This is a genomic window from Gordonia insulae (assembly GCF_003855095.1).
Classification (GTDB): domain Bacteria; phylum Actinomycetota; class Actinomycetes; order Mycobacteriales; family Mycobacteriaceae; genus Gordonia; species Gordonia insulae.
The window spans coordinates 3,926,921-3,952,313 of sequence record NZ_CP033972.1; the positions used below are offsets into that span (position 1 = coordinate 3,926,921).

The window sequence follows — 25,393 nt, forward strand, 5'->3', positions numbered from 1 at the left end:
GAAGTGGGAGAGTGGAGCGATGATCCCGCCGGGAGCAGACGACCCCGAGAATGCCGCGTCGCGCTATCCGCAGCCGCCGTACCCGGTCGATCTGCTCGCCGACCTGCACGCCGGTGTGCTGCCTCCCGACGTCGCCGATCACATCCGGGCACACCTCGCCGACGATCCGCAGGCACAGTCCGTCCTCGACGCGCTGGATCGGACCGTCGCGCAACTGAGCGGCGCACCGGTCGCATCCGTCCCCGTCCCGTCGGCAGTCGTGGCCAGGACCGCCCAGACGCTCGACAGCATCCGTTCCGAGGTCTCGTCGACCGGTGACGGCACCGTTGCGGCACTGCCCACACCCTCGGATCGCGCACGACGAAACCGGTGGTTCGCGGCCGGCGGCATCGCCGCGGCCGCCGCCGTCGTGGCGGCTGTCGCCATCTCCATCAGTGTCGTCCGGACACCGTCGACGGATCCTCCCGTCCAGGCCCAGCCCTCGGCCTCCGGCACGATCGGCGACCTCGCTCCCGGCGAACGGGTGGCGCTGCTCTCCGTGCTGGGCCGGAACGACGTCGCGCCCTTCCCGTCCGAGGCCGCCCTGCGCCGATGTCTCGCCGCCAACGGTGTGGCAGCCGACACGGTGATCTTGGGCACCGGCCCGGTGACGGTCCGCGACCGCCAGGCAGTGGTGATCTTGCTGGGCACCGGTGTCGCCGGTCGATTCGACGCCCTGGTCGTCGGACCCGACTGCGCGACCGGCAACCCGGCCACCATTAGTCGGAGCCTGATCGGCGGCTGAGCCCACCGGCCCGGCACACCACCGGCCGGGAACATCTGCCCTTACCCTGATGTTGAGACAGCCGAGACACCGGTGCGGCCTCGACCAGGAGCCGCGCCGTCGAGCACGGAGGACGGATGACCCAGCACGACAGCCAGCAGATCCACGACCTGATCATCATCGGATCCGGACCCGCCGGCTATACCGCGGCGATCTATGCAGCGCGCGCAGAGCTCGCGCCGATCGTTTTCGAGGGCACCCAATTCGGTGGCGCGCTGATGACCACCACCGAGGTGGAGAACTTTCCCGGATTCCAGAGCGGCATCCAGGGTCCGGCCCTGATGGACGAGATGCGTGAGCAGGCGATCCGCTTCGGCGCCGACCTGCGGATGGAGGACGTGGACACCGTCCGCCTCGCCGGCGCCGTCAAGGAGGTCGAGGTCGGTGGTGAGGTCTACCGCTCCCGCGCGGTGATCCTGGCCATGGGCGCGGCAGCGCGCTACCTCGGCATCGAGAACGAGCAGACCCTCCTGGGTCGCGGGGTCTCCGCGTGTGCGACCTGCGACGGGTTCTTCTTCAAGGACCAGGACATCGCCGTCATCGGCGGCGGTGACTCGGCCATGGAGGAGGCGACGTTCCTGACCAAGTTCGCGCGCAGCGTGACCCTGGTGCACCGTCGCGAGGAGTTCCGTGCTTCCAAGATCATGCTGGAACGCGCCCGGGCCAACGACAAGATCCGGTTCGTCACCAATTCCGCCGTGACCTCGGTCCTCGGCGACACGTCGGTGACCGGCCTGCAGCTGTCCGACACCATCACCGGTGAGAGCAGCACCATCGACGTCACGGGCATGTTCGTCGCGATCGGTCACGATCCGCGCAGCGAACTCATCCGCGGCCAGGTGGACCTCGACCCCGAGGGTTACGTGCAGGTCGACGGCCGGACCACCTACACGTCGCTGCCGGGTGTCTTCGCCTGCGGCGACCTCGTCGACCACACCTATCGCCAGGCCATCACCGCGGCCGGCAGTGGGTGTTCCGCAGCGATCGACGCGGAGCGTTGGCTGGCAGAGCAGGCCGACGTCCTGCCCGACCGCAGTGTGGACGGCGAATACGTCGTCGTCGATGCTCCGGCACCGGCCTGAGCGAACGTCTCGACAACCGAAACACAGCTTCAACGTCCAGAGGAGGACACCCATGGGAGCTAACACTGTCGCCGTCACCGACGCGACGTTCAAGGATCAGGTACTCGGCGCGGACAAGCCGGTGCTGGTCGATTTCTGGGCAACCTGGTGCGGACCGTGCCGTATGGTCGCACCGGTGCTCGAGGAGATCGCCCGCGACCACGGCGACAAGCTGACGGTCGCCAAGCTCGACGTCGACGAGAACCCGGCGGTCGCGCGTGACTTCCAGATCATGTCGATCCCGACCATGATCCTGTTCGAGAACGGCAAACCGACCAAGACGATCGTCGGTGCCAAGGGCAAGGCCGCGCTCCTGCGTGAGCTCGACGGAGTGGTCGGGTCGCCCGCATAGCCGTTTCACCTGCGCCTATTCTGTGCCGAGACGTTCGGCCGGGTACCGTGGGAACAGATGATGGCGCCCTCGTGGCGCCATCATTTGGTCGTGCCGCCGCGACCTGAGAGAATGCTCGGTGTTTGCGGCGGTGCACGATGAGCACCAGACGGGGGTCGTCGACACCCGTGCCCATCCGACGCACTGCCAGGACGAGGAGTTGTGAAATGCCGTTGTTCCGACTCGGGGATCATGGCTCGGCTGTCGCCGAGATCCGCAACATCCTCGTCGGACTCGGGTTCCTGACGTCCAGTCCGGCGCCCGATGCCATGTCCGGCACCTTCAGCGGCTGGACGCCCCCCGAAGCGATCTTCGACGATCCGTGCGATCACGCGGTGCGCGCTTTCCAGCAAGAGCGCGGACTCATCGTCGACGGCATCGTCGGCCCCGCCACCTACCGCGCCCTGCGCGAGGCGTCGTATCAGCTCGGCACCCGGGTGTTGCTCTACCGACTGTCCGCACCCATGGTCGGCGACGATGTCGCGACCCTGCAGGCGCGCCTTCAGAATCTCGGCTACTACACCGGACTCGTCGACGGCACGTTCGGTGAGACGACCCACAACGCCGTCTGCCTCTACCAGAGCGAGTACGGCCTGTCGTCGGACGGCATCTGCGGTCCCTCGACGCTGCGGTCGCTCGAACGCCTCGGCACGCGGGTGACCGGAGGGTCTCCGCATGCGATCCGCGAGGAAGAGCAGGTTCGTCGCTCGGGCCCACAGCTGTCCGGCAAGCGGATCCTCATCGACCCGGGTTCCGGTGGGCTACATGACTTTTCGACCGGGCAACGCGCCGACCTGGAATCCGAGGTGCTGTGGGATCTCGGCGCCCGACTCGAGGGCCGGATGGCCGCCGCCGGCATGGAGACCTTCCTGTCGCACGACGGTCGCGGACGTCCCGCCGACGACGAACGCGCACGGGTCGCAAACCTGATCGACGCTGATCTGATGATCTCGTTGCGGTGCGGCCATTATCCCAACGAGCGCGCTCATGGCGCGGCATCGTTCTACTTCGGCAACTCCCACGGCTCCTTCTCGACGATCGGTCGAAACCTCGCCGGCTTCATCCAGCGCGAGATCGTCGCGCGGACCGCTCTCAGCGACTGCCGGACACACGAGCGCACGTGGGATGTCTTGCGCCTCACCAGGATGCCGGTGGCGTTGATCGACGTCGGCTACATCACCAACGGTGGTGACGCCGAGGTGCTCAACGATCCGCAGACGCGTGACGTGATCGCCGAGGCGATCCTCGTCGCCGTGAAACGGCTCTACCTGCTCGGCGAGAACGATCGGCCCACCGGGACCTACACGTTCGCGGATCTGCTTGCCGCGGAGCGCCTTTCCAGCTGATCCGGTTTTGCCCGGGTGCGGGACTGGGGGCGCTCAGCGCTGCCGGCGCCCCACCGGTACCGACGCCGACCGCTCGCGTCCGGCCAGATCGATCGCCGCCATCACCACGAGCTTCTCGAGCGCGTGCTCGACCTCGTGCTTCCACCCGAGTCCCTCGTCGAGTTCCAGACGGAACCGCGGGAACCGCGGGTGCGATGCCACGACGTCGAACCCGGAATCCTTCAGGAAGTCCGCATCGATGATGCATTCGGTGCACAAGTCCGACTGCGGGCTATCGTGCATCGCGCGGGTGATCTCGACGATCGCCTCGTCGGCCCAGAAACTCAACTCACCGGAAATCGATTCCAGGGCACCCAGCTCGCCGACATCCTCCGGATGTGGCAGAGACTCCGCGGGCGGTGAGTCGGGTGATCGGGATTCCGCGGGGGTGCGCACGATGCCGAACGCCTCCACCGCGCGCACACCGCGACGGACGAGATCGGTGACGACACTGTCGAGCAGGATCGGCACCGCCTCCTCGAACCCGGGCTCGGAGCGGATGGATGTCAGCAGCACCGCGTCCGCACTCACCGGGGAAGTGGGGAAGTGGCGTGAGCGGGGCACGCGGCCCGGCGGGGCGTAGAACGCCGTCCCGACGAAATGACCGGTCTGTCCGTCGACCGCCACTTGTCCGCAGGTCCCCCATTCGAGGAGCAGACCCGAGATCCAGGCCTCCTTGTCGAACTCGCTTTCGAAAGCGCCGAGGTCTCCGAAGATCGCGTTCTCCGCGGTGCGCGCTGACGACGCCGGATCCACTTCCCAGAACACACAACGCCGGGCATGCAGCGGCAACGACTCGAAAGATTCGAGATCGAGCCGGGTGACCGCGAGTCTCATGCCGACGTCCCCGTGCGAACTGTGTGCGAGTAGCCGAAAGTGATGTGCGACAAGAGATTTCGTACTTTCACTGTCGTCCTCGCTGATCTAACGTCACTGTGACGTATCGTACCGGTACTCGGATGTCGGCCATCTACGCCGTCACGAAACCCCTCGGGGGTCGATGACACCGACGATGCGCTCGAGGTCCTCGACGGAGCCGAATTCCACCACGATCTTGCCTTTCCGCTTCCCGAGACTGACTGTAACCCTCGTGTCCAGACGATCAGATAGCCGCTCGGCGACATCTTGGAGCCCTGGCATCTGCATCGGCTTGCGCTTGGCGGGGGAGGAGTGGGGCGCGGTGTCGTCGCCGCGGTTCGCCAGGGTGACCGCTTCCTCGGTGGCGCGCACCGACATGCCCTCGGCAACGATCCTCGCTGCGAGGGCCTCCTGCCCCTCGCTGCCGATCTCCAGTGACAGCAATGCACGCGCATGTCCGGCCGACAGCACGCCGGCCGCCACTCGTCGCTGCACGGGAATCGGCAACTTCAGCAGTCGGATCATGTTGGTGATGAGCGGTCGCGACCGGCCCAGCCGGTTCGCGAGTTCCTCGTGGGTGACCCCGAACTCGTCCAGCAGCTGCTGGTATGCGGCAGCTTCTTCAAGAGGGTTCAGCTGCGCTCGGTGGATGTTCTCCAACAGAGCGTCGCGGAGCATGTCGGCGTCGGCCGTCTCGCGAACGATCGCCGGGATCGCTTCGAGGCCGGCCTCCTGACTGGCCCGCCACCGCCGCTCGCCCATCACCAGCTGATAGACGACCCCTTCCGCCGTCGGCGCCGGCAACCGACGTACGACGATCGGCTGCATGAGCCCGAATTCCTTGATGGAATGCACGAGCTCGGCGAGTGCCTCTTCGTCGAATACCGTCCGCGGCTGCTGCGGATTCGGCTGAATCTGCGCCGGCGGGATCTCGCGGTAGACCGCGCCCATGTCGTCGGCGGTGGGGGTGGAAGCAGCGTCTGCCGCACTCTGCGTGGCCCCGGTGGTCGAGCTCGTGGTCGAACCCGTGGGACCCTTGCCGATCACGACGTCCGCTGCCGCGTTGCCCAACCGCGGTCCACCCGGGTTCTCACCGTCGGGTGGACCAGTGGGGATGAGCGCGGCCAGCCCGCGTCCGAGCCCGCCTCGACGCTGTGCGGTATCTCGCTGACTCACTGCAGTCCTCTCCGTCGGTACACCGGCATCGCCGGGTCGTGCTCAACCACGCCTTCGGATCCTATCCGCACCGACCGACGAGCAGCCGCGCGCGGCGAGCACCCTGTGGAGTCTTTTGTCTTCCCGAAATCGCTCGTCGTGCCGAAGTCCGTCATCGCGCCACGCCGCGCAGTGCGAGCTCGCGGGACGCATCGAGATAACTCATGGCTCCACGTGAACCCGGGTCGTACTCGATGATCGTCATGCCGAAACCCGGGGCCTCGGAGACCTTGACGCTGCGGGGGATGATCGTGCTCAACACCTTCTCGCCGAAGTGGCGACGCACCTCTTCGGCCACCTGATCGGCCAGCTTGGTCCGTCCGTCGTACATGGTGAGCACGACGGTCGACACATGGAGCGCCGGGTTGAGATGTGCCTGGACCAGCTCGATGTTGCGGAGGAGCTGACCCACACCTTCGAGCGCGTAGTACTCGCACTGGATCGGGATCATCACCTCCTTCGCGGCGACCATCGCATTGACGGTCAGCAAACCGAGTGACGGCGGGCAATCGATCAGCACGTAGTCGATGCCGAGGTTGCGCAGCGTCTGCTCGTCCAGAGCGTTGCGGAGCCGGTTCTCTCGAGCGACGAGCGAGACCAGCTCGATCTCGGCACCGGCAAGGTCGAGCGTCGCGGGCACGCAGAACAGGTGATCGTTGTTGGGACTCTGCTGGATGGTGTCGGCCAGCGACACCTCACCGAGGAGAAGTTCGTAGACCGACGCGATGTCGGGAGCTCGGTGATCGATCCCCAGTGCGGTGCTGGCGTTGCCCTGCGGATCGAGATCGATCACGAGGACACCGAGCCCATGGAGTGCAAGCCCGGCCGCCATGTTCACGGTCGTGGTCGTCTTGCCCACGCCGCCCTTCTGGTTGGCAATCGTGATGACCCGCGTTGCGGGCGGGCGGGGTAGCTCGCCGGCACCACCTGGCGTCAGAACCTGGCTCGCCCGCGCTGCGGCCGCGGCTATGGGGGTGTCGTCGAATCCTTGGCTCGGGGTGGGGGAGGCGTTCCCGCCAATGGCTGTTTCACGTGAAACACTCGGGTCTTGCTCGACCACGCTTGGACTCCTTCGCCCGACTTCATAAGCTTCGGCGACCTGCCCCGCGTGAGCATCAGAATTGTCAGTGGCTTCGGTCGCCGCCGACGGTTCACCGGCCTGTCGTCTATTCTGCGCCCTCCGTGGACTCCACACCAATCCGCTCACCCCTTCCCATGTCGTGTCCGCGACGACTTGCCGGACGTACTGTTCTTACCTCGCTTTGTCCCGACGATCGCAGTCGTCGGAGTATTCAGAATGGTCGATCCACACTGTTCGACGTGAAGCTCGGCGATGCCGTAGCGCCCCGCCACATCACGGTCTCGCGCGATCTCCTCTGCGGCCGACGATCCCTTCACGGCCACCATCCTGCCGCCTGAGCGGATCAGCGGACCCGACCACTTCGCCAATCGCTCGAGTGGTGCCACCGCGCGCGAGGTGACTACATCCGCCCCGCCGACGCTCGCCTGGACGGCCTTCTCCTCTGCGCGCCCGCGCACCACGGTGACATCGACGCCGAGTTCGGCAACGATCCGCGTCAGGAAATCACTCCGACGCAGCAGCGGCTCGACAAGGGTGATCCGCAGATCTGGCCGGGCTATCGCGAGAGGGATGCCCGGCAAGCCTGCGCCACTCCCGATGTCGACCACCGTCTCGCCGTCGAGGATCAAGTCACCGACAACCGCACAATTCAGGATGTGCCGCTCCCAGAGCCTCGGCACCTCTCGCGGCCCGATCAAACCGAGCACCACACCATCGTCGGCGAGCGCCGATCGATAGCGCTCTGCCAACTGGAGACGATCGCCGAACACCTCCTGCGCCGAAGCCGGGGGAGGGGAGTCCGCAGACTCGTTCGGTTTCACGTGGAACATCCTTTCATCGCGGTGGTACGTCCTTATCGATGTTTCACGTGAAACGGGCGGCACTGGTTTGCCATCCCTCGCTCATTGTTTCACGTGAAACTGGGCAACTTCACGGTCCGTGAGCAAAGAACTACATCGATGTCATTCCGCCTGCCGGAAACGACAAAGTCCCGGCCAACGACCGGGACTTCATCGACTCTCCACGGGCCAGGCCCGTGCGCGCTAGCTCGTGCGCAGAACCACCACCCGGCGCTTGGGCTCGGCGCCCTCGCTCTCACTCACCACACCGTCCACCGCGGCCACCGCGTCGTGCACGATCTTCCGCTCGAATGGGGTCATCGGATCCAACTCCTCGCGATCGCCGGACTCCAGCACTCGCTGGGCCACCTCGGTGCCCAACCGCGCGAGGCGGTCACGACGATCCGCACGCCACCGTGCCACGTCGAGCATCAGCCGGCTCCGCTCACCCGTGGCCTGTTGCACCGCGAGACGCGTCAGCTCCTGGAGCGCGTCGAGGATCTCGCCCTTGCGACCGACGAGCTTGGTCAGATCGTCGCCACCGTCGATGCTCACGACGGCACGATCACCGTCGACGTCCAGATCGATGTCCCCATCGAAATCCAGTACGTCGAGGAGTTGCTCGAGGTAGTCGCCGGCGATCTCGCCTTCCTCGACCAGACGCTCTTCATCGTCCAGATCGTCCTCGTCGTCATCGTCAACGTCATCGTCGGCGCCGTCGGCCTCTGCGTCATCGGCCTCCCCGGCGGCGTTGTCAGCGGGGGAGTCCTCGGCGGGAGCGTCCGCGGCCGGAGCACTGTCGGCCTGATCGCTCTCCGCCGTCGTGGTCACAGCGCTCTCGGTGCCGGACTCATCGGCAACCGCATCCGCGACGTCGTCCCGGACTTCCTGCTCGTCGTGCGCAGCGGTCTCAGCTGTCATCTCACATTCCACCTAACTCTGCTTCTCATCGAACGTCTCTGTGCCACCCGCGCCAGGCGAGGGGAGTGGCTGCCCTCGTCCGCCGACTCCGTGAGCCGACAGGCCAATGTCAGTGGCGTCCGCCGGGACGGCCGCCCTTCTTGCGTTTGGAGTTGCCCTTGCGGTTCTTGCCCGCGACGTGTGCGGTACCCGACTTCTGTCCGGACGCCGACGTCGCGCCGCCGGCGGACGCGGTCGAGTTGGCGGTCGGCTTCGTACCGCCACCGGAGCCACTCGCGGGACTGCTCGCGTCATCGGTCGTCGATTCGACCGTCTCAGAGACAGCGGAGTCGGACGCAGTCGGTTCGGAGACAGCCGGTTTGGAGGCAGTGCGGTTGGGACGCAACCAACGCTGCACACCGCTCAACGGACCCGACGGGGTCTCGGCGACGACGGTGGTCGAGGTCGTCTCGACGTCGGTCGCCGGCGCATCATCACCCTCGACCTTGGCCTGTTTGCGTGCGGGATCCGGGCGCGCACCGGGCTTGGGAGCGTTCGCCTTCAACTTCTCCTGCTTCGCCAGCTTCGCTTCTTCTTCTTCCTTCTCGATGCGACCGAACACCAGATGCTGCTGGCCGTAGGTCCAGATGTTGTTACTCATCCAGTAGAGGAGGATCGCCACCGGGAAGAACGGACCGGTGGCGAGAATGCCCAGCGGGAAGATGTAGAGCGCCAGTTTGTTCATCATCCGGGTCTGCGGATTCTCCAGCGCGGCCTCCGGCTGGCGAGCGACCGATGCGCGGGAGTTCATGTGCGTCGCGATGGACGCGATGATCATCATCGGGATGACCACGATGGCGATCTGGGTGCGCGTGAAGTCGATCGGCGAACCCGGCTCGACGAAGGCCTGGAACTCGGCAACCGGCTCGGTGATGAACGACGACAGCGGAACACCGAACAGTCGCGAGTCGAGGAAGTTCTGGACGAGTTCCGGACTGAACGCGTAGTTACCCAGCGAGCGGGTCTCCTCGGCGGTCATGCCGAGCTGTCCCATGCCGGTCGCCATCCGGTTGAACGAACGCAACACGTGGAACAGACCGATGAACACCGGAATCTGCAGCAACATCGGCAGACAGCCCAGCAGCGGGTTGAACCCGTGATCCTTCTGGAGCTTCTGCATCTCCTCGGTCATCTTCACGCGATCCTTGGCGTACTTCTTCCGGATCGCCTGCAGCTGAGGATTGATCTCCTGCATCTTCTTCGTGGTGCGGATCTGCTTCACGAAGGGCTTGTAGAGGATGGCGCGCAGGGTGAACACGAGGAACACCACCGACAGCGCCCAGGCAACACCGTTGCCGCCTGGGGTGTCCGGCGTGATGTGGCTGAACAGCCAATGCCAGACCCACATGATCCAGGAGACCGGGTAGTAGATGAAGTTCAGCACGGGTCAGTTACCCCTAACCTCTGACGATGTCATTTCTCGGGCGTTGATCTCAGTGGTATCTATCTCAGTGGCGTCGATATCGAAGGTGTCGATCTCGGTGGCACTGTGTTCACTGGCTGTGAAGAGTTCGCGGAACCCACGATCGGGTACCGGGTCGTAGCCGGGCTTGTGCCACGGCCCGCACTTGAGCAGTCGGATCACCGACAGCCAGCCGCCGTAGAAGAACCCGTGTCGGGTCAATGCCTCGACGGCATAGGCCGAGCATGTCGGTTCGAAGCGGCAGGTCGGCAAGCGCAGTGGGGACACCCAGGTGCGGTAGAGCTCGATCAGGAAGACGACGACGCGGCGCGGCAGCAGATGGAGCCGGCGCATCAGCCCGGTCCGGTCGACCACGGGGTCGTCGGTGGTCACGGCAGAACCCGCGATGCGGTCTGTCCCGTTGCCCCGGTGGACTCGAAGGCCTCCCGAACACGACGTCGGGAGAGGGCTTCGACGAGCTGCGTGCCGAGGGCGACGCTGCTCAACTCCGCAGCCGACGGCCGGGCACGGATGACGGTCATCGTCTGCGACGACGGATAACTGTCCCGGTTGTGCATGAAGGCCGCCCGGAGTCGCCGTGCCACCCGATGCCGGATGACCGCGTTGCCGACGGCCTTGCTCACGATCAGTCCCAGCCAGGGGCCGCCGACCGTGGCGATCCCGGTGCTGCGTGGGTCGCCTCGACGGTCGTCGGAACCGATGAGGGGAAGAACATGGATAACGAGGTCAGGGGTCGTCACCCGCACGCCCGTTTTCAGCGTGCGATCGAAGTCGGATCCCCGAGAGATCCGATGCGCGGTGGCCACCATCGAAACCAGCGACCGACGGTGGTCACTCCCACCGCCGGTGATGTCGCTGTCGACTCAGGCGGTGAGCTTTGCGCGGCCCTTGCTGCGGCGACCGTTGACGATGGCACGGCCGGCGCGAGTGCGCATCCGCAAGCGGAAACCGTGCACGCGCGAACGACGACGGTTGTTGGGCTGGAAAGTCCGCTTTCCCTTGGCCATGGGTGACTCCTTGTGCTCCTGCGTGACGCCGCGCCGACCTGCATGCGCGACCCACATCTTCCTTGGTGGTCTGCTTGATCCAGGCGCGGTGCCGAACTGACGTCGGTTGGGTGACGTGGGGTGTCACCTCGAAAATCCGCAACCTGGATGACCAGTCGAGACTACTGAGTACGACCGGGAGAATCAAACGAGCGCGATGCAAGCACCGCTTCTGGTGACCTTGCGCACATCAGCGCCCGCCGGCGTCGTCCCCGGCACCGTACCGAACGGGTGAATCGGCCGATTCACTTTGTCGGTGCGACTGCACTCTGTTAACTTCGGCGCAGAGTCAACGAAGAGACGATTCAGTGGACCCCTTCCGGCCGCCGGACCACTCGACATTCCCCCAGATCTGTACACAGCTGTGGACAACTATGTGGACAACTCGTGGCAGGTGCGGCATGGTGACATGCTCATGACCGAACGCTGGTCGTTTTCCCGGCAGGAGGGCATAGCACCGTGATGAGTGATCGCGATTCGTTCGGCGAGATCTGGCAGAGCGTCGTAGCCGAGCTCAACAACGATGCCGCCGCTCACGACCACGAACCACTGACCCGGCAGCAGAAGGCCTGGCTGTCCCTCGTCCAGCCACTCACCCTCGCCGAGGGTTTCGCCCTGCTGACCGTGCCCACCCCCTTGGTGCAGGAGCAGATCGAGCGCAATCTCCGCGACACCATCCGCTCGGTCCTGAGTCGCCATCTCGGGCAGCCCGTCGATCTGGGTGTGCGCATCTCCACACCCGTCGTCGAGGACCCGCTGCCCGACACCACCACCCCGGTCATCGATCGCCTCGATGGCACCCGCGGCACGTCGCAGATCGACGGCGCGGTCGCCGCCGTGGCGGCACCGACCCCATCCACCGCGCCGAGCGGTTTCGACGGGCGCGGGGAGCGTGCGACCGGACCAGAGCCCGCCGACTGGTCGACGTATTTCGCCGAACGGCCGACCTCCGGACAGTCGCCGTCGAGTGCCAACCTGAGTCCCAAGTACACCTTCGACACCTTCGTCATCGGTGCATCGAACCGCTTCGCCCACGCGTCGGCCGTCGCGGTCGCCGAGGCGCCCGCACGCGCCTACAACCCGTTGTTCATCTGGGGTGAGTCCGGCCTCGGCAAGACCCACCTGCTGCACGCGGCGGGTCACTACGCCCAGCGTCTCTTCCCCGGCATGCGGGTGAAGTACGTCTCCACCGAAGAGTTCACCAACGACTTCATCAACTCGCTGCGCGACGACCGTCGGGTCGCGTTCAAGCGCCGGTACCGCGACGTCGACGTGCTGCTCGTCGACGACATCCAGTTCCTGATCGGCAAAGAAGGTATCCAGGAAGAGTTCTTCCACACCTTCAACACACTGCACAACGCCAGTAAACAGATCGTCGTGTCGTCTGATCGACCGCCGAAACAGCTTGCCACGCTTGAAGATCGGCTACGCACTCGATTCGAGTGGGGCCTCATCACCGACGTCCAGCCGCCGGATCTGGAGACCCGGATCGCGATCCTGCGCAAGAAGGCACAGATGGACAACATCGCCGTGCCCGACGACGTCCTCGAGCTCATCGCCTCGAAGATCGAGCGCAACATCCGCGAACTCGAGGGCGCGCTCATCCGGGTGACCGCGTTCGCGTCGCTGAACAACGCCGAGCTCGACAAGTCGCTGGCCGAGGTCGTCCTGCAGGCACTGCTACCGAACTCCGGCACGCTCGAGGTGAGCGCCGCGAGCATTCTGGCCATCACCGCCGAGTACTTCGACATCTCCGTGGAGGAACTCCGCGGGCCCGGCAAGACCCGCTCCATCGCTCAGGCCCGGCAGATCTCCATGTACCTGTGCCGGGAGCTGACCGACCTCTCCCTGCCCAAGATCGGTGAGACGTTCGACCGCGACCACACCACGGTCATGTACGCCGAGCGCAAGATCCGCAAGGAGATGGCCGAGCGACGCAAGGTCTACGACCACGTCCAGGAGCTCACCGCGCGCATCAAACAACGCGCGGTCTGAGGGTCACTTCTCCGTCGTCCTCCCGCATCCCATCGCGCGATCGGGCGGCCGATCTGTACCCGCCAACTCACAACTCTCAACACGAACCACAGGGTTCGTCGGCGCCGGATCCAACGGATCCGGCGCTTTTGTCATGCGCGAACTGTCATCACCAGGTGTGGATAACCCTCGGGATAACCGGGGACGATCTGTGCACCGCCCGTGGACAGAGATGGGACGGCCCTCCGTCGGCTCACAACTCTTGTCATCCCCTCGACAGGTATCCACCGCACATCCACAGCCGGGCACGGCGACTGACCTGCAGGATCCAAGGGTCATACACAGTTTCACAGGCCCTATTACCATTATGGATCCCTCTCTAAGAGAACTCTTTCAAAAGAAGGTCTTGTGCACAGTTCTCGGACCGGGCACGACCGGCCTGCGACCATCGCGGCGCGCAGTTCCCCCCAACAGCTCCCCGTCTGGCACCCTCGTTCTAGAGTGGAAATCCGCAGTGAAATCCCCACTCCGTGTCCCTCCGATCTCCGATTCGTGTTCGGTGGGCCCGAGCGTGGGTGTGACGAGGGTCAGCAGACAGAGAAGGGCAACCCCCCAGCATGAAGTTCCGTGTCGCGCGTGACGAGTTCGCAGATTCCGTTGCCTGGGTGGCCCGAAGCCTGCCGGCGCGTCCGCCGGTTCCGGTTCTGGGCTGTGTGGTGCTGACCGCCGGCGACAACGGCTTGGAGGTCTCGGGATTCGATTACGAGGTCTCCGCGCAGGAGACCGTCGCGGCCGAGGTCGCCGACTCCGGCAAGGTGCTGGTCTCCGGTCGTCTGCTCGCCGACATCACCAAGGCACTGCCCAACAAGCCCGTCGATGTGAGCCTCGACGGCACCCGCGTCGCCATCACCTGCGGCAGCGCCAAGTTCTCCCTGCCGACGATGCCGGTCGAGGACTACCCCGAACTCCCGAAGCCGCCGACGGTCACCGGCACCATCCCGGCCCAGATCTTCGCCGAGGCCATCGGTCAGGTCGCCGTTGCGGCCGGGCGCGACGACACGCTCCCGATGCTCACCGGCGTGCGGGTGGAGATCGACGGCAATCGTGTGGTCCTCGCGGCCACCGACCGTTTCCGCCTCGCTGTGCGCGAGCTCGAATGGGATCCGACCGCACCCGACACCTCGGGCGCCGTGCTCGTACCGGCCAAGACTCTCTCGGAGAGCGCGCGGACCGCCGGATCCGAGTCCACCGGCCAGATCTCGCTCGCATTCGGCAGCGGGTCCGGCATCGGCGGCGAGGGCATTCTGGGCATCCTGGGCGAGACCAAGCGCACCACCACCCGCCTCCTCGACGCCGAGTTCCCCAAGTTCCGTCAGTTGCTGCCGGCCAGCCACACCGCCGTCGCGACCATCGACAGCGCGCCGCTGATCGAGGCCATCAAGCGCGTGGCCCTGGTCGCCGAGCGTGGCGCGCAGGTCCGGATGGAGTTCAACGAAGGAAGCCTGTTGCTGACCGCGGGCGGCGACGAGGCCGGCAAGGCCGAGGAAGAACTCCCGGTGCAGTTCCAGGGTGAGCCGCTCACCATCGCGTTCAACCCGGGATATCTGCAGGACGGGCTGTCGGCGATCGGCGTGCCCTCCGTCGACTTCGGGTTCACCACTCCCAGTCGGCCGGCCGTGCTGCGCCCCTCCACCGGCGAGGAGCCGGTCGCGGACGAGTCGGGGGCGTTCGTCGCACCGGACAGCGTCTTCACCTACCTGCTCATGCCGGTTCGCCTTCCCGGCTGATCTGCCATCCGCTCCACCTCGGAGCGCCGTCAGCACGAATCGTTGACAATTGGAGGGACGCATCATGCAGCTCGGACTGGTCGGCCTCGGCAAGATGGGTGCCAACATGCGCACCCGCGTCCAGGAGGCCGGACACCAGGTCGTCGGGTACGACCCGCGACCCGAGGTCTCCGATGTCCCGTCCCTCGCGGACATGGTGCGCGGCCTCGAGGCGCCGCGGGTGGTGTGGGTGATGGTCCCGTCCGGGGATCCGACCCGGGGCACCGTGAAACAACTCGCCGAGCTGCTCGAGCCGGGTGACCTGGTCATCGACGGCGGCAACTCGAAATACACCGACGATCTTCCGAACGCACAACTGTTGGGCGACAAGGGAATCGGATTCATCGACTGCGGAGTGTCCGGTGGCGTCTGGGGTCTACGCAACGGATACGGTCTGATGGCGGGCGGCTCGGACGACGACGTCGCGCGTGCGATGCCGATCTTCGACGCACTGCGCCCGCCCGGCGAACGCGCGGACGGCTTCGTCCACGCGGGACCGGTCGGTGCCGGGCACTACGCCAAGATGGTGCACAACGGTGTCGAGTACGGACTCATGCACGCGTACGGCGAAGGTTACGAATTGCTGTGCGCGGAACCGTTGATCACCGATGTCGAGGGCACCCTGCGAGCCTGGACCACCGGCACGGTTGTGCGGTCCTGGTTGCTCGAACTGCTGGTCCGGGCGCTGCAGGAGGATCCGGGATTCTCCGAGATATCCGACTACACCACCGATTCCGGTGAGGGACGCTGGACCGTCGAAGAGGCCATCCGGCATTCGGTGCCGGCGAATGTCATCTCCGCGGCGTTGTTCGCCCGATTCGCCTCCCGCCAGGACCAGGGCTCGCCGGCTCTGAAAGCTGTTTCGGCACTGCGTAATCAGTTCGGCGGGCACGCGGTCACCGATACGACGGGGCGTTCGGTCGGCGAAACCGGTACGCCGGCTGCCGATTGACGTGTTCGTTCGCGAACTCCGGCTGCGTGATTTCCGGTCCTGGCGGGACATCGATCTGACGCTGCGTCCTGAACCGACGATCTTTGTGGGACGCAACGGTTTCGGTAAGACCAACCTGCTCGAGGCGGTGTACTACCTGGCCAATCTGCGGTCGCATCGGGTGAGTTCGGACGGACCGCTGGTGCGCAGCGGGTCCTCCGCCGCGACGGTTCTGGGTACGGTGGAGAACACCGGTCGGGAGTTGACGGTACAGGTGCAGATCAACGCCGAGGGCGCCAACAAGGCGACGGTCAACGGCAGCCCGTCGCGGCGTGCCCGCGACGTTCTCGGGATCCTGCGCGCGGTGATGTTCGCGCCCGAGGACCTGCTGCTGGTCCGGGGTGACCCGTCGGATCGCCGACGTTTTGTCGATGAGCTCGTCGCGCAGCGTGGACCTCGTTGGGCCGCAGCACGTTCCGACTACGATCGAGTGCTGCGTCAACGCTCGGCGCTGTTGAAGACGGCGGGAGCCGCGCTCCGCCGGGGCGGATCCGACGCGGACTCGGTGATCAGCACGTTGGATGTCTGGGACGGTCAACTCGCCGACCTCGGTGGTCAGGTGACCGCCGCGCGGATCGACGTGTTGCGCGATCTCGCGCCGCATGTCACCGCCTCGTACGCATCGATCGCCCCGCATTCACGCCCGGCGACCCTGGCATATCGCGCCGCGGCGGGTCCGGAGGTGACGTCGCCGGCGGAGGGCACCGCTTCGGCGGCGGGCATCGCGGAGATCTTGTTGGCACGTCTCGGTGAACTGCGCAGCAAGGAGATCGACCGGGGTGTCAGCCTGGTGGGTCCCCACCGCGACGACATCGACATCGTGTTGGGTGACGACGTCGCCAAGGGGTTCGCCAGTCACGGCGAATCGTGGTCGCTGGCGCTCGCCCTGCGACTCGGATCCGTGGAACTCGTGCGTGCCGAGGGGGTGGAGCCGGTGATCATGCTCGACGACGTCTTCGCCGAGCTCGACGTCCAGCGCCGTGCCCAGCTCGTGGCGTTCACCGAGTCCGCCGAGCAGTTGCTCATCACCGCCGCGGTGCCCGACGACATCCCGACGTCCATCGCGGGTCGTCGTGTTTCTGTCGGCGTGGTGGAGGACAATGGCGGTCGGCACTCGGTGGTGCTCGACGACGTCCAGGCGAGCGAAGCGACGGGGAATGTGTCGGCGAGCGAAGCGACGGGGAGTGTGTCGGCGAGCGAAGCGACGGGGCAGACGACAGCGGGGGAGGGGACCGGATGAGCGAAACGGGATCCCCGGGTGGCGGGACGTCTGAACCGACCGGATACGAACGGGCGCGGCAGGCGCTGGAAGAAGCTCGTGCGGCGGCGCGGGCCGCAGGCAAGTCCGTCGGCCAGGGTCGGTCGTCCCCGGCGGCGCGGTCGCGGCGAACCGCCGGTCGACGTCGCACCTGGTCGGGTTCGGGCCCGGATGCTCGGGATCCGCAGCCGCTGGGGCGGCTCGCCGGGCACATCGCCAAGGAACGCGGGTGGCAGCCGCATATCGGTCAGGGCACGCTGTTCGGCATGTGGGATCAGATCGTCGGTGTCGACATCGCTGCCCATGCTCAACCAACAGCATTGTCGGACAACGTCTTACACATCCAGGCGGAGTCGACGGCCTGGGCCACGCAGCTGCGGTACATGCAGGGCACCATCCTCGCGAAGATCGCGGGCGCCGTCGGCGACGGCATGGTGACCACCCTGCGCATCACCGGGCCGAAGGCGCCGTCCTGGCGTAAGGGTCCGCGCCACATCTCCGGCCGGGGCCCCCGCGATACCTACGGCTGACGCTTTCGTCGCCTCCGCCTACCAGATGGGGACGTCGAAAGCGAGCCAGCTTTCCCCAGAAGGCTGATTTGGTGCCGATCCACAATCGGACCGGCATCGAGCGCAGAAAATCGATCTACGCGGTCGTTAGCGGCCCCGGATACCCGTTTCTGGTCGGGTCAGGCAGTACTATGTAGGGAGTTGTCCCGACAGGGGTGGACATCAGCCGGGTCACGCACCCGGGCTGCACACCGTTCTCGTCCGTGTCATCGACGCGGATGAGGTCGCCGTGTGTTCATTCCTGCGGTATCACCGAGACAGAACAGGAGCGGACGCACCTCGTGGCCGACACCAATGACACCCCCGGGTCAGACAGCGCTGCCGAAAAGAAGCGGAAGACGAAGAAGCCGGACGAGTACGGCGCCGAATCGATCAGCATCCTCGAGGGCCTCGAGGCCGTCCGTAAGCGGCCCGGTATGTACATCGGCTCGACCGGCGAGCGAGGGCTGCACCACCTGATCTGGGAGGTCGTGGACAACTCGGTCGACGAGGCGATGGCCGGATACGCGAGCCGGGTCGACGTCTCGCTGCTCGAGGACGGCGGGGTGCAGGTCGTCGACGACGGCCGTGGCATCCCCGTCTCGATGCACGCGACCGGCGTCCCGACCGTCGAGGTCGTGATGACCCAGTTGCACGCCGGCGGCAAGTTCGACTCGGACTCCTACGCGGTGTCCGGCGGTCTGCACGGCGTCGGTATCTCGGTGGTCAACGCGCTGTCGACGAAGGTCGAACTCGAGATCCAGCGCGACGGACACAAGTGGAGTCAGACGTACGACTACGCGAAGCCCGGCACGCTGGAGAAGGGTGACGCGACTCGCAAGACCGGCACCACCACCCGTTTCTGGCCGGACCCGGCGATCTTCGAGACCACCACGTTCAGTGCCGAGACGGTCGCGCGGCGTCTGCAGGAGATGGCCTTCCTGAACAAGGGCCTGACCATCACCCTCACCGACAACCGGCTCAGCGATGAGGCAGCGGTCGCCGAGGCCGAGATGGACGGCAGCGGTGACGACACCGCACCCGAGATGATCAAGTCGGACGCGGAGAAGGCGCGGAAGGCGGCCAAGGTCCGCACCCGCACCTATCACTACCCGGACGGTCTCGTCGATTACATCAAGCACCTGAACCGGACCAAGAACCCGATCCACACGTCGGTGGTGGGCTTCACCGCCAAGGGCACCGGCCACGAGGTCGAGATCGCCATGCAGTGGAACGCAGGCTATTCCGAGTCTGTGCACACGTTCGCGAACACCATCAACACGCACGAAGGCGGCACCCACGAAGAGGGCTTCCGTGCGGCACTGACGAGCACCGTCAACAAGTACGCCGTCGACAAGAAGCTGCTCAAGGAGAAGGACGGCAAGCTGACCGGCGACGACATCCGTGAGGGCCTCGCGGCGGTCATCTCGGTCAAGGTCGGCGATCCGCAGTTCGAGGGTCAGACCAAGACCAAGCTGGGCAACACCGAGGTGAAGAGCTTCGTGCAGAAGACCTGCAACGAGCATCTCGGTCACTGGTTCGAGGCCAACCCGGCCGAGGCCAAGATCATCATCAAGAAGGCCGTCGATTCCGCCCAGGCCCGCATGGCTGCCCGTAAGGCGCGAGAGTTGGTGCGCCGCAAGACCGCAACCGACATCGGCGGCCTGCCCGGCAAACTCGCCGACTGCCGTAGCAACGATCCCAGCAAGTGTGAGGTCTACATCGTCGAGGGCGACTCGGCCGGTGGCAGCGCCAAGTCGGGTCGTGACTCGATGTACCAGGCGATCCTTCCCTTGCGCGGCAAGATCATCAACGTCGAGAAGGCCCGGATCGACCGTGTTCTCAAGAACACCGAGGTCCAGTCGATCATCACGGCGTTCGGTACCGGCATCCACGACGAGTTCGACATCGCCAAGCTGCGGTATCACAAGATCGTGCTGATGGCCGACGCCGACGTCGACGGTCAGCACATCTCGACGCTCCTGCTGACCCTGCTGTTCCGCTTCATGCGGCCGCTCATCGAGCACGGCCACGTGTTCCTGGCGCAGCCGCCGCTCTACAAATTGAAGTGGCAGAAGTCCGAGCCGGAGTTCGCCTATTCCGACCGGGAACGCGACGGCCTGCTCGAGGCCGGTCGCGCCGCGGGCCGAAAGATCAACGCCGACGACGGCATCCAGCGGTACAAGGGTCTCGGCGAGATGAACGCCAAGGAACTCTGGGAGACCACCATGGACCCGGCAGTCCGAGTGCTTCGTCAGGTCACCCTCGACGACGCCGCCGCTGCGGACGAATTGTTCTCCATCCTGATGGGGGAGGACGTCGCCGCCCGCCGGAGCTTCATCGCCCGCAACGCCAAAGATGTCCGCTTCCTTGATGTCTGAGCAGACTCACTCGTGATGTCTGAGAAGGAACCTTCATGACTGACACAACGCTGCCCCCGCCGACGGCGCCGGGGACCGCATCGAACCGGTCGATCTCGGCCAGGAGATGCAGAACAGTTACATCGATTACGCGATGAGCGTGATCGTCGGGCGCGCCCTTCCCGAGGTGCGCGACGGTCTCAAACCGGTGCATCGTCGCCTGTTGTACGCGTCCTACGACGCGGGCTTCCGACCCGATCGCAGTTACGTCAAATCGGCGAAACCCGTTGCGGAGACGATGGGTAACTATCACCCGCACGGCGACACCGCGATCTACGACGCGTTGGTGCGTCTGGCCCAGCCGTGGTCGATGCGGTACCCGCTCATCGACGGGCAGGGCAACTTCGGGTCGCGCGGCAACGACGGTGCGGCCGCCATGCGTTACACCGAGGCCCGCCTGACACCGCTGGCGATGGAGATGCTGCGTGACATCGACGAGGAGACAGTCGATTTCACGCCCAACTACGACGGCAAGACCAACGAGCCGACGGTTCTGCCCGCGCGCATCCCGAACCTGCTGATCAACGGATCCGGTGGCATCGCCGTCGGTATGGCCACCAACATCCCGCCGCACAACCTCAATGAGGTTGCCGACGCGGTGTTCTGGGCACTCGAGAATCCCGATGCGGACGACGAGGTCACCCTCGCCGCGTGTATGGAATCCATCAAGGGACCGGACTTCCCGACCGCCGGACTGATCGTCGGCGGCCAGGGTATTCGCGATGCCTACACGACCGGGCGGGGCAGCATCCGGATGCGCAGCGTCGTGGACATCGAGGAGAACAAGGGCACCACCACCCTTGTGGTCACCGAACTGCCGTATCAGGTCAACCCGGATAACCTGATCCAGTCGATCGCCGAGCAGGTGAACGAAGGAAAACTCAAGGGCATCAGCCGAATCGAGGATCAGTCCTCGGATCGCGTCGGCATGCGGATCGTCGTCACCCTGCGCCGCGACGCCGTGGCGAAGGTGGTGCTGAACAATCTCTACAAGCACAGCCAGCTGCAGACGAGCTTCGGCGCGAACATGCTCTCGATCGTCGACGGGGTGCCCCGCACCCTGCGGCTGGACCAGATGATCCGCTTCTATGTGGCCCATCAGATCGACGTCATCGTGCGTCGGACGCGCTACCGGTTGCGCAAAGCCGAGGAACGCGCGCACATCCTGCGCGGTCTGGTCAAGGCACTCGATGCGCTCGACGAGGTGATCGCCCTGATCCGCGCATCGGCGAACACCGAGGCCGCGCGTAACGGACTGATCGATCTGCTCGACATCGACGACATCCAGGCCGACGCGATCCTGGCCATGCAGCTGCGTCGCCTGTCGGCGTTGGAGCGTCAGAAGATCGTCGACGAGTTGGCCGAGATCGAGCGGGAGATCGCCGACCTCGAGGACATCCTCGCCAAGCCGGAGCGTCAGCGTGCCATCGTGCGTGACGAGCTGAAGGTCGTCGTCGAGAAGTACGGCGACGAGCGCCGCACCAAGATCATCGCTGCCGACGGCGACGTCACCGACGAGGATCTGATCGCGCGTGAGGACGTCGTCGTCACGATCACCGAGACCGGTTACGCCAAGCGCACCAAGACCGACTTGTATCGCAGTCAGCGCCGCGGTGGCAAGGGTGTGCAGGGCGCCGGCCTCAAGCAGGACGACATCGTCAAGCACTTCTTCGTCAGCTCCACGCACGACTGGATCCTCTTCTTCACCACGAAGGGTCGGGTCTACCGGGCGAAGGCCTACGAATTGCCGGAGGCCAACCGGACGGCCCGCGGTCAGCACGTCGCGAACCTGCTGGCCTTCCAGCCGGAGGAGCGGATCGCGCAGGTCATCCAGCTGAAGACGTATCTGGACGCGCCGTACCTGGTGCTCGCCACCCGCAACGGCCTGGTCAAGAAGTCCAAGCTCGAGGACTTCGACTCGAACCGCTCGGGCGGTATCGCGGCGATCAACCTGCGCGGCGAGGACGAGTTGGTGGGTGCACAGTTGTGCAGCGCCGACGACGATCTGCTGCTGGTGTCGCAGAAGGGACAGTCGATCCGCTTCCACGCCGACGACGAGGCGTTGCGGCCGATGGGCCGGCAGACCTCGGGTGTGCAGGGAATGCGCTTCAACGGCGACGACGAGCTGCTCTCGCTCAACGTGGTCCGCGAGGGGACATATCTGCTGGTCGCGACGTCGGGTGGCTACGCGAAGCGCACCGGCATGGACGACTACCCGGTCCAGGGCCGCGGTGGCAAGGGCGTGCTGACCATCGCCCACGATCGTCGACGCGGCGAGTTGATCGGTGCGCTGATCGTCGATGACGACTCGGAGCTGTATGCCATCACCTCCGGTGGCGGCGTCATCCGAACCGCGGCGAAGAGTGTCCGAAAGGCCGGCCGTCAGACGAAGGGGGTTCGCCTGATGAACCTCGACGAGGGCACCACGGTCATCGCCATCGCGCGCAATGCCGACGAGCCGGACGAAGAATCGGACGGATCGGCGACTTCCGGCAAGTAGCAGCGGGGGTACGTGTGGGGTAGCCGTTAGTGTGGGTCGTACGACCACTCGAAGAGGGAATGCCAGTGAGCTCACCGAACACACCGGACGACAAGAAGCCGACCAACGGGGACGTCGGTCCCCAAGCGGCATCTGGTCCGGGGCCGCAGGGGACCGCACCCGGTGGCCTCGTGCCGCCGTGGCAGCGTGGTCCGAACGGATCTGGTTCCGGACCTGCGCCGACGGGGCCGCACGGACCGTCGCAGCAGGGTGACGGCCCGAACGGGACGGCTCGGCAGTCGGGTCCGCCGCCGCGCGGGATCGTCAGCGCGACGGCGGCCGCCAGCATGTCGGGTCAGCAGGCGCCGATCACCAAGCTCGACGATCCGCGTGAAGGGGCCGAGTCGCGTGGCGGCACGGCGACGGCGACGGACGATTCGACGGAGAAGTTCGTCGAATCGCCGACGCGTCACATCGATCGCGACGACCTGCCGGCGGAGAAGCTGCCCAATCTCGACGCGATCCACCACGTGAATGCACCGCCGCCGCAGGCACCGGTGCAGCAGCGGTCGGCGCCCACCGAGATCGGGGCGACCCGTGCGCTGCGGGCATCGGTGCAGATCCGTCGGATCGACCCGTGGGCGACGTTCAAGATCGCCGCAGTGCTGTCGGTGGCGGGGTTCCTCATCTGGATGATCTCCGTTGCCGTGCTGTACCTGATCCTCGACGGCATGGGTGTCTGGGACCAGGTGAACAGTTCGTTCGGCACTCTTGTCACGGCCGACGGCTCGAGCAGCGAGGGCGACATCATCGGCGCCGGCGCGGTGTTCGGTTGGGCTGTTCTCCTGGGAGCGATCAACGCCATCCTGTTGACCGCCCTGGCCACCATCGGTGCGTATATCTACAACCTCTGCGCCGATCTCATCGGCGGTGCCGAGGTGACACTCGCCGATCTGGACTGAGCACGTTCGACGGACGCCCCTTGCCCTCGGCAAGGGGCGTCTTTGTCGAGTGTGCGTGACAAGTCGCACGTCCGGTGGCGCCGAGCCGGATCCCGTCGCTCGTGCAGCGGACGCGAGCCAGGTTCCCGTTGGTCGAGTAGCGGGGGCGAGCCGCATCCCGTTGGTCGAGTAGCGGCGACGAAGGAGCCGCGTATCGAGACCCCGACCAGCCCGTTTTGGTTATCCGGGGATAGGTCGGGTAATCTCACACCTCGGTTCAAGGGCCTATAGCTCAGGCGGTTAGAGCGCTTCGCTGATAACGAAGAGGTCGGAGGTTCAAGTCCTCCTAGGCCCACTGCGAGAGGTGTTCCGCACACCCGATTCGCACCCAGTTCGGTCGTCACCCGACCGGTCCGGGGCCTTAGCTCAGTTGGTAGAGCGCTGCCTTTGCAAGGCAGATGTCAGGAGTTCGAATCTCCTAGGCTCCACCAGTTTTTCGATCCTCTCGCGTGTTCGGCCGCGAGAGAAATCTCATCATCGGTCACAGTGTGAATCGGTCACGCCCGGCTCCAACCTCATCGCCCGTTGGATGTGGATGGTTTCACGGGAAACAATTCGGTCACAACGCTGGACAGTCCGCGGCCGCTGCAATCTCAGTCTGCGTAATCCGACCGAATGAATTCGGCCGGTGTTGCTCACACTGGCCGGTACCGACACCAGACTTCTCCAACGGTCATGGAAGAATCCGGGCGGCGGCACAACGCCGATGAGGCCGGGAGGGACTCGTCGGCAATGGGTCGTCGACTATGTCGGGTGCATGTTCTTCGGGGTTCCGTGGCGACACAGGGGGAGTTGTCCGCGCTGCGCGGCGACGCGGCGTTGCGCGCTGCGCTCCGGACGTCTGTGCGCGAGCACGCCGGCCATTCTCATGACGGAGCGGCGCGGTGCTGAGCGGAAGCCGACCCGAGTGGTTCGCGGACATACCCGCGTGGCCCGCCGGGAACGAGACCCCGGCTCGGGAGCTGGCCCGCGCACTGTCGGCTACGCGACTGGTAACAGTCGGCGCGCCACCTGCCCCGGCACCGGAAGTCCCATACGAGCCGACCGTCCCAGAACCTGAGCAGCGCGGATCCGATCAGGTACCTACGCACGCACCCGCCGCGACCGACGCCGAGCCACACGATGGTCCAGCGACCGCCGACGACCTTTTCGAGCAGATGCGTGTTCGCACCGTGACGCCCAAAGGCGGCGGACCGTCGCGATTCTGGAAGGACCACCGACGCCCGATCGTGGGGGCGGGGGCAGCGGTACTCGTCATCGCTGTCGCAGCCGTACTGGCAGTTGGCCAACTCGGTGGTGATGACGATGACTCGGTCACCCAACAGTCCGCGCCCGCACCGAGCTCCACCACGTCAACTCCACAAGCGGGGGGAGACGACTGTCGGTCCTCGACAGACGGCGTGGTCACGACGGGACACGACTCCGGTGATCAGAATTCCGGGCCCGGCGTGATCAAGGCTTTCAACTATGCGTATTACACGCAGCGATCCGCGGTGAAGGCACGCTCGGTGGCGGCACCGAATGCAGTCGCCTCACGGGATGTGATGCAGAAGTACATCGACCAGCGCCCCGCGGGTACCCAGCATTGTCTGTCGATCACCAAACGCGGAACCGACACGTACGCAGTGGTGCTCACCGAGATCCCGCCTGAACCCGGGGCCGTGCCGATCGTCTACCGCCAGATCATTCAGACGGTCGAGGCCCGCGGAAAGACCTGGATCCTGTCGATCAAATCCACCGAATGACCATGCGCC

At 65.7% G+C, this 25,393-nt stretch carries 20 protein-coding genes, 2 tRNA genes and 2 pseudogenes; 15 read left to right on the forward strand and 9 right to left on the reverse strand.

Annotated features, from left to right (window positions below; genetic code table 11):
* Positions 1 to 19: 19 nt before the first annotated feature.
* The 4 genes from D7316_RS17840 to D7316_RS17855 all read left to right on the forward strand — a co-directional run bounded on the left by D7316_RS17840 (position 20) and on the right by D7316_RS17855 (position 3,681).
* The gene (locus D7316_RS17840; protein WP_124709445.1) at positions 20 to 784 is read left to right on the forward strand and encodes an anti-sigma factor family protein; all 765 of its coding nucleotides are present in this window, start codon (positions 20 to 22) and stop codon (positions 782 to 784) included.
* Positions 785 to 900: 116 nt separating this feature from the next.
* Entirely contained in the window at positions 901 to 1,905 is a 1,005-nt protein-coding gene (gene trxB / locus D7316_RS17845) for a thioredoxin-disulfide reductase (protein ID WP_124709446.1), read from the forward strand.
* Positions 1,906 to 1,957: 52 nt separating this feature from the next.
* Positions 1,958 to 2,296, forward strand: a complete 339-nt coding sequence (gene trxA, locus D7316_RS17850; protein ID WP_124709447.1) for a thioredoxin — start codon at positions 1,958 to 1,960, stop codon at positions 2,294 to 2,296.
* A 206-nt stretch (positions 2,297 to 2,502) separates the two neighbouring features.
* Positions 2,503 to 3,681, forward strand: a complete 1,179-nt coding sequence (locus D7316_RS17855; RefSeq protein ID WP_124709448.1) for an N-acetylmuramoyl-L-alanine amidase — start codon at positions 2,503 to 2,505, stop codon at positions 3,679 to 3,681.
* Positions 3,682 to 3,714: 33 nt separating this feature from the next.
* On the opposite strand, the gene D7316_RS17860 is transcribed toward D7316_RS17855, so the two are convergent.
* The 9 genes and pseudogenes from D7316_RS17860 to rpmH all read right to left on the reverse strand — a co-directional run bounded on the left by D7316_RS17860 (position 3,715) and on the right by rpmH (position 11,103).
* Entirely contained in the window at positions 3,715 to 4,557 is an 843-nt protein-coding gene (locus tag D7316_RS17860) for a hypothetical protein (RefSeq protein ID WP_124709449.1), read from the reverse strand.
* Between the two features lie 141 nt (positions 4,558 to 4,698).
* Complete coding sequence (locus D7316_RS17865; protein WP_124709450.1) at positions 4,699 to 5,754, reverse strand: ParB/RepB/Spo0J family partition protein; 1,056 nt, start codon at positions 5,752 to 5,754, stop codon at positions 4,699 to 4,701.
* Between the two features lie 151 nt (positions 5,755 to 5,905).
* On the reverse strand, positions 5,906 to 6,853 hold the full coding sequence (locus D7316_RS17870) for a ParA family protein (protein ID WP_124709451.1): 948 nt from the start codon (positions 6,851 to 6,853) through the stop codon (positions 5,906 to 5,908).
* A 143-nt stretch (positions 6,854 to 6,996) separates the two neighbouring features.
* The gene (rsmG, locus tag D7316_RS17875; protein ID WP_124709452.1) at positions 6,997 to 7,704 is read right to left on the reverse strand and encodes a 16S rRNA (guanine(527)-N(7))-methyltransferase RsmG; all 708 of its coding nucleotides are present in this window, start codon (positions 7,702 to 7,704) and stop codon (positions 6,997 to 6,999) included.
* 213 nt (positions 7,705 to 7,917) lie between these two features.
* Positions 7,918 to 8,634 (reverse strand): Jag family protein, encoded by a 717-nt coding sequence (locus tag D7316_RS17880; RefSeq protein WP_197718259.1) that lies wholly within the window; start codon positions 8,632 to 8,634, stop codon positions 7,918 to 7,920.
* Positions 8,635 to 8,743: 109 nt separating this feature from the next.
* Positions 8,744 to 10,057 carry a membrane protein insertase YidC gene (gene yidC / locus D7316_RS17885; RefSeq protein ID WP_124709453.1) on the reverse strand — a complete coding sequence of 438 codons (1,314 nt, stop codon included), beginning with the start codon at positions 10,055 to 10,057 and terminating at the stop codon, positions 8,744 to 8,746.
* A 129-nt stretch (positions 10,058 to 10,186) separates the two neighbouring features.
* Positions 10,187 to 10,429, reverse strand: a pseudogene (gene yidD / locus D7316_RS17890) (membrane protein insertion efficiency factor YidD); the annotation flags it as partial.
* A 35-nt stretch (positions 10,430 to 10,464) separates the two neighbouring features.
* Positions 10,465 to 10,836, reverse strand: coding sequence for a ribonuclease P protein component (locus D7316_RS17895; RefSeq protein WP_408610022.1), 372 nt, complete (start codon positions 10,834 to 10,836; stop codon positions 10,465 to 10,467).
* Between the two features lie 123 nt (positions 10,837 to 10,959).
* The gene (gene rpmH, locus D7316_RS17900) at positions 10,960 to 11,103 is read right to left on the reverse strand and encodes a 50S ribosomal protein L34 (RefSeq protein ID WP_124709456.1); all 144 of its coding nucleotides are present in this window, start codon (positions 11,101 to 11,103) and stop codon (positions 10,960 to 10,962) included.
* Between the two features lie 498 nt (positions 11,104 to 11,601).
* Between rpmH and dnaA the strand changes: the two genes are divergently transcribed.
* The 11 genes and pseudogenes from dnaA to D7316_RS27495 all read left to right on the forward strand — a co-directional run bounded on the left by dnaA (position 11,602) and on the right by D7316_RS27495 (position 25,384).
* A complete protein-coding gene (gene dnaA, locus D7316_RS17905; protein ID WP_124709457.1) occupies positions 11,602 to 13,137 on the forward strand; it encodes a chromosomal replication initiator protein DnaA in 1,536 nt (511 codons plus the stop codon).
* A 596-nt stretch (positions 13,138 to 13,733) separates the two neighbouring features.
* Positions 13,734 to 14,903, forward strand: a complete 1,170-nt coding sequence (gene dnaN / locus D7316_RS17910; RefSeq protein ID WP_124709458.1) for a DNA polymerase III subunit beta — start codon at positions 13,734 to 13,736, stop codon at positions 14,901 to 14,903.
* 64 nt (positions 14,904 to 14,967) lie between these two features.
* Positions 14,968 to 15,894 (forward strand): phosphogluconate dehydrogenase (NAD(+)-dependent, decarboxylating), encoded by a 927-nt coding sequence (gene gnd, locus D7316_RS17915; RefSeq protein WP_124709459.1) that lies wholly within the window; start codon positions 14,968 to 14,970, stop codon positions 15,892 to 15,894.
* A 1-nt stretch (position 15,895) separates the two neighbouring features.
* Complete coding sequence (gene recF, locus D7316_RS17920) at positions 15,896 to 17,173, forward strand: DNA replication/repair protein RecF (RefSeq protein WP_124709460.1); 1,278 nt, start codon at positions 15,896 to 15,898, stop codon at positions 17,171 to 17,173.
* A complete protein-coding gene (locus tag D7316_RS17925; protein WP_124709461.1) occupies positions 17,170 to 17,721 on the forward strand; it encodes a DUF721 family protein in 552 nt (183 codons plus the stop codon). The genes recF and D7316_RS17925 overlap by 4 nt, the downstream gene beginning before the upstream one ends.
* Before the next feature lie 320 nt (positions 17,722 to 18,041).
* The gene (gene gyrB, locus D7316_RS17930) at positions 18,042 to 20,120 is read left to right on the forward strand and encodes a DNA topoisomerase (ATP-hydrolyzing) subunit B (RefSeq protein WP_124709462.1); all 2,079 of its coding nucleotides are present in this window, start codon (positions 18,042 to 18,044) and stop codon (positions 20,118 to 20,120) included.
* 35 nt (positions 20,121 to 20,155) lie between these two features.
* Positions 20,156 to 22,659 (forward strand): annotated as a pseudogene (gyrA, locus tag D7316_RS17935) (DNA gyrase subunit A).
* Positions 22,660 to 22,724: 65 nt separating this feature from the next.
* A complete protein-coding gene (locus D7316_RS17940) occupies positions 22,725 to 23,600 on the forward strand; it encodes a DUF3566 domain-containing protein (RefSeq protein ID WP_232016958.1) in 876 nt (291 codons plus the stop codon).
* A gap of 260 nt (positions 23,601 to 23,860) precedes the next feature.
* A tRNA-Ile gene (locus D7316_RS17945) sits at positions 23,861 to 23,934 on the forward strand.
* 60 nt (positions 23,935 to 23,994) lie between these two features.
* Positions 23,995 to 24,070: transfer RNA gene (locus tag D7316_RS17950), tRNA-Ala, on the forward strand.
* 969 nt (positions 24,071 to 25,039) lie between these two features.
* Entirely contained in the window at positions 25,040 to 25,384 is a 345-nt protein-coding gene (locus D7316_RS27495; protein WP_232016959.1) for a hypothetical protein, read from the forward strand.
* The last annotated feature ends 9 nt before the right edge of the window (positions 25,385 to 25,393 follow it).